Consider the following 5,862-nt stretch of genomic DNA (forward strand, 5'->3'; position numbering starts at 1 on the left):
TTATCCTAGAATGGGAGTTTCACCCATAAAATTCGAACAAATAGTTAGGCTGTGTAAGAGTCAGCCCCTCCATTTCACGCCGCTACGTTTATAGGAGAACTTGGCGTACCATAATCAGGGAATTCATCCACAATAATATGATGGTATGGTGAAATATTTGGTTCTCTTCGGAATACAGCATTTTGCATACTTAGTAATACGAATTTTCCTAGTACATTAGAAAGATCTGCAAGTTCTCCTTTGGCTGTATTTACTAGTAAAATACCACCTTGCTCTAAGTAGGGTAAGTACCCAGCGCCTTATCATATTTCTATGATAGGTTTCCATGTACTCCCCCCCGAACCGTACGTACTTGTCTCCAAGTATACGGCTCTCCATTTATCAATCCAACTTACCTGAGTGTAAATCTACGTGACATTGATGGCAGAGTGCCATAGTTTTTCTTTTTCTAGCAATCATCATTTGCTCCCACATTTTCTTACCTTTTAGGTCTTTTAACTTCCTTATGTGGTGCATTTCGATTGCTTGATTCTTTTTGCCACACACTTCACATTCTTCAGCTAATAATCGTTCAATGAGACTTGTTCGTCCAGACATTTTTAAGGTATTTGGGAGAATATCGACTTCTATGTTGGTATCTATACTTTTTTGTCTCTGAAATCCTTGGTCATAAAGATATCTTATCTTTTCACCGTTTTTAGTTTTGTATCGTATACCAAATTTCCCATTAGTTTTATATTTGTTGAGTATTTTTTTAACACTTTTTTTGTACTTGCTAGCGAACGTCTTATACATACTATATTCCATTATGTATTTGTATTTATTTATAACACTTACGTTGTTCGCCAATTTGTAGTATTCATATAGACCACGAATTTCTGCGTTGTATATACTTAGAATCTCTAAGTCGTCATTATCTTTTAGATAGGTTCTGTGCTTAGGTTTCCAAGTACCTGTATTTTTGTCAATTGTTAGTGCATCTTTTTGAAATAGGTTCTTTATCCATTTGCTTTTGGGTACGTATAGTTTAGGCGTGTAAGAAAATAGCCTTTTCGTCCTTCTATGGGTTGTTTTCGCTGTGGCTTCTTCTCTTGAAATTGTAATATCGTAACTGAGAAATTGTACTAATTTTTCACTATGGGTTATGAGAGTCTTTTCTTGTGACAACTCGAGTTTAAGGGTTTCTTTAAGAAAAATCGTAAGATTTTCTTTGACCTGAATTGCGTCTTCTTTACTACCTATAATTCCTATGAGGAAATCATCTGCGTACCTGGTATATACAATTCTTTTGTAGTTTTCGTCCATAGGTTCTTTTGAATGGATAGAGAGCTGTTCTTTGTGTAGTTTGTTCCACTGTAGTTTCACTTCTCTTTTTTCTTCCTCTGGCATTTGTCCCCATTGTTCCTTATGTTTCTTTCGTAATCGGTATTTCTTTTCCGATAGGTACCCATAATCACGATTTATTTTTCTTGTTGACCCTTTATCAAATTGTTGTTTGTAAATCTTCATAAATTTGTCTAATTCGTTTAGATAAATATTTGATAGTATGGGACTGATTATGCCTCCTTGTGGAGTGCCAGAGAATGTGTTGTTATATGTCCATTCTTCGAGATAACCTGCTCTGAGAAACTTTCAGATTAACCTTATAAACTTTTCATCATTAATCCTTCTTTTAAGGATATTTATAAGTGTATGATGATTTATGTTATCGAAGAAACCTTTTATGTCTCCCTCTACAAACCATCGTACACCTCTATATGTCTTTTGAATTTGAGTTAACGCAGTATGACAGCTCTTTTTAGGTCTAAACCCATGTGAATCATCTGAGAACGTAGATTCATGAGTACTCTCAAGGATACTTCGTATTATTTCTTGTATAATTTTATCATCCATAGAAGGGATGCCTAATGGTCTTTTACCACCATTAGCTTTCTCCCTATAAACTCGTCTAGCTGGATAAGGGTTGTAAGTCTCGTGTTTAATTTTGTCTATAAGAGTGTTAATTCTTTCTATACTCATTCCATCGATATTCTTTCCATCCGTACCTTTGGTCATATTACCTTCTTTGGCATATATCTTAGAATATGCCATGTAATAAAATTCTGGATTATACAGGTTTCTGTATAGCCTCTTGAACTTGTAGTCTGTATTACTAGCCATGGTACGTAGGCTGTTTAATACCTCATTTGGATTTCTCATAGAGCCTCGCGCTCCTTCCTAATTTGTATTAAACTGATAAACTGTTTCCCTTCGCCTTGTAATAGGCTTTCCCTATCTCTGACTACTACGGAAACTCCGTTACCTTATTGGATATTCATAAGCCACATACCTTGTTTTGCACTTGGTATCATCCTTAATAGCCAGTTTGTGTTGGCGTTCCAACTTAGGTAATCCCCATTTAGTACATTTAGAGATAAGCTTGTTATAGTGTCGGATGCGACTTTCGTCCTTTTCCACCTACAGTGGATAGTTAGTAATGGGTCTCTGGGGCATGAGTCTAAGGTTACAGAACTCGACTTTCTTTACCATTTAACATCCACCTGATTAAATGGTCATTACTACACAACGTTACTAGTTACCTTTCGTCATGGGGTTCGATATCCCCCTTTGGACTATCGTTTAAGCAGTTTAGCTTTCATCCTTGTCTATACATTTCATCTGGCCATTCAGTCGTAATTGGGTAACTAATTAACTTATGGCTTTACCAACATGCTACACTCCCCGTTCAGTTTCCTTCATGGATAAGTTGGTTGATGATAGGCTTTTGTGAGACCTGAGCCTACAACTTTGCTAGAGTTGAATCTCTAAATGCCCGTATGGGCGCACATGGACATCGAAATCAAAATCCGATTTCCCAAATAAAACACGTCGTATTAAAACGTTTGAAGCTAAATCTTTTAAGATGTTGCGTAAACCTTTTACATATTCTTCTTCTCTGTCATAATGCATCGGTTGTCCGCGGTATTTTCCCGATTTATAAACTGCTGGTTCACCTTGAAAATCCATCTTTTCGCGAATTGTATTGTATAGCAATAGGTAAGGTTTTGAGGCGATCTCCACCTTTTCCCCTGCTCCACACCGTACGTGCGATTTTCACCGCATACGGCGTTCCATCATTAAATTAACTAATCAATAATATCCAAATTACATTTCTGACGAAACATATTGAGTTTTCTCAATTGTTTTCCATCCAATTGAAGTAAGTTTTTATATTTAATAATCGTCTCTTTCTTTGTAGCATGTATAAGTGTATGAACTAATTTATGAACAATCACAAGGTTTTTAAAATCATCTTTTCCTCCTAATTTTCTGGGGGTTACATGATGACAATGTACCTCTTTAGCTTCTAGGAATGTTCCCAAAATTGAGCATTTCCCTAACTGCATAGAGTACCTAGAGATTCGATTATCCTCGTACTCCAAGTTGTCATTTCTTTGTGTGAACATCATTTTATTGATTTCGTGTTCTACACTTTGTTTAATTCTCTTGTGATTTTTTCTTCCCTCAGTGGTGTAATTACAGATGTTTTGACTGAAATTCATTGCATTTTCAGTTCGAATGTCTGCTATTGGATATAAATAAACTCCCATTATTTTGTATGTTTTATAGTTGTTTTTATGAAGTCGTTTATATAAAACCGAAGGGTTTATTGGTTTTTCAAATACATGGTTTTTAAGTCGATTATATAAGGTTCGTGATAGACGATAGGCTATTAGGCGAAAATTATAATTTACATGCGTAGCTGTTCGGTAGTAATTTTTGATTCCTAATATATATTGATTATATTTGTTGACAGATATTACAGTTGGTTTATGTTGAATTTCTTTGATTAACTTTTTGGTTTTATCTAAAATAGTTTTTATTTGCTTACTTGAAACGTGAGTATTAGCAACAAATTTATTCTTCTTTTTAACTGCTTTTAAGTTGAATCCTAGAAATTCTGATTTACCCTTTGTAATATTTGTTATCTTTGACTTTTCTCTTGATATATTAAGCTGTAAGTGATTTTTAAGGTATTCTTTGACTGCATGGAATATCTTTTTTGCAGATTCGTGAGAATCTGTAAAGATTTTAAAGTCATCTGCATATCGTACGATAAACATTTCTTTTAACTTTGTAGACTTCAGTGCTCTATATTTGTGAAGGTTTGTGTACTTGTGTTTCGTATCCATGTTTTCCCATTGGTTCGAGATCCACCAGTCTAGATCATTCAGTACAACGTTCGATAATAGTGGTGATAAAATACCACCTTGCGGTGTTCCTTTTGAAGGTATACCTATGCCTTCTATCGGTGATTTAAGCATTTTTGAAATAATGCTTAGCACCCTGTTATCTTTTATTCCAATGTTGTATAGCTGTTTTATTAGCTTGGTGTGATTTACATTGTCAAAGAATCCTTTTATATCTATATCTACTATATGATGTTTGTTCCCTTTATTTATAAGAGATTGACATCTAGCTATTGCATGTTTTGTCGCTCGATTAGGTCTGAATCCATAGGAATGATTGTAGAATTTTGCTTCACATATTGGTTCGAGAACTTGTTTAAACATTTGTTGGATTAGTCTGTCTCTCATTGTAGGAATACCTAAAGGTCTTGTTTTACCGTTTTCTTTAGGTATTGCTACCCTTCTTACTTTTTGAGGTTTATAATCATTTAAAGCTGTTCTAATGTCCTTTATGAAGTTTTCTACATTTTTCATTTTGTAATTATCTATGGTTATTCCATCTGTACCTTTTGTCTTTGAGCCTGTATTGGCTTTGATATTGCGGTATGCGAGTAGTATATTTTCTTTTGATGTTATAATTTCATATAATCCTATTCCTTTTGTGCAGTTATATTTACTGCGCTCATATAGCGTGTCAAAGGTGGATTGCATACCGTAGTACTCGCTGTTTCTCAGTGTAGCGTTCATCGATGGATATATTGCTCCTTCCTTATGGAAAGTCCCATCATCATACACGACCTTATGAACTTCATTTGGTTACTATTGCTTAATTTCTTTAATGACTCGGGGTTATCCCTCCACTATGTTTCCATAATTTCATCGGTACTGTACCCCTGCTTTCACGAGAGTAAATCAATTTCGGCTTTATACCTTATATGAACCAACCCCAAGATAGTGGTTTAAATAGTTGTCTCTCGCTTCCCACGTTCCGATTTAACTAGCTGTACATCTAATTTTAGGTGGATACTATAGGCCTGTAAGTTCTCTATGTTCATTGTTACATAGTACGAATTTCATAGGTTCGATTCTTACTTTTCGTTGACTTACCCCATACAAGGGATACAGTTTTCACTGTATTTGAATTTTAGACCCGTACATTCGTATCTTCGTCAGACCAATTGGTCATTCTCACCATGATTAGTTTATAGCCAACCGCATTATCAATTGCCATATACATGTTGTCATATACTTAGGCTTTCTTCATGCGTCTTCACCTAGCTTCATACAGTGTGGTCTATCAACTTCCTCTGCATGTAGGAGTATTATTGGGAGTGTTTCAGCTCAACATGAAGGCTTTCATTCCACTCACTCGTTAAATCAGTTATTACTATCTGTGTTAATCTAGATAGTCTTCTCATTTCATAGCTATTAACTATTTATAGAGAAACGTGTCGCACCAAACCATTCATCAATACCTTTTATAATCTTATATTCGTTTTTTTGGTCACGTGAAGCAACACCACTTTGAACAAAATCATATAGTTTTTCTACCTGTACTTTTAATAGTTTGTGCATACGGTGTACACGTTCTACATCGTCGTAGGGTAAGCGCCCAACGCCTTTTCACATTACTGTGATAGGTTTTCAAACGCTCCCCTCCGAACCGTACGTACATGTTTCCATGTATACGGCT

Annotated in this window: 2 protein-coding genes and 3 pseudogenes; all 5 read right to left on the reverse strand. The window is 35.3% G+C overall.

All coding sequences use genetic code 11. The annotated features are described in order from the left end of the window. Positions 1-74: 74 nt before the first annotated feature. Positions 75-281, reverse strand: a pseudogene (locus MR168_RS31995) (conjugal transfer protein TraG); the annotation flags it as partial. 100 nt (positions 282-381) lie between these two features. Next, positions 382-2,199, reverse strand: a pseudogene (locus MR168_RS32000) (reverse transcriptase/maturase family protein). A 591-nt stretch (positions 2,200-2,790) separates the two neighbouring features. After that, positions 2,791-3,060, reverse strand: coding sequence for a conjugal transfer protein TraG (locus tag MR168_RS32005; protein ID WP_076776018.1), 270 nt, complete (start codon positions 3,058-3,060; stop codon positions 2,791-2,793). Positions 3,061-3,125: 65 nt separating this feature from the next. Further along, entirely contained in the window at positions 3,126-4,916 is a 1,791-nt protein-coding gene (ltrA, locus tag MR168_RS32010) for a group II intron reverse transcriptase/maturase (protein WP_086411872.1), read from the reverse strand. 702 nt (positions 4,917-5,618) lie between these two features. Next, positions 5,619-5,771: pseudogene (locus MR168_RS32015) on the reverse strand (conjugal transfer protein TraG); the annotation flags it as partial. Between the last annotated feature and the right edge of the window lie 91 nt (positions 5,772-5,862).

It is taken from the genome of Bacillus cereus group sp. BfR-BA-01356 (assembly GCF_022663635.1).
Lineage (GTDB): Bacteria > Bacillota > Bacilli > Bacillales > Bacillaceae_G > Bacillus_A > Bacillus_A cereus.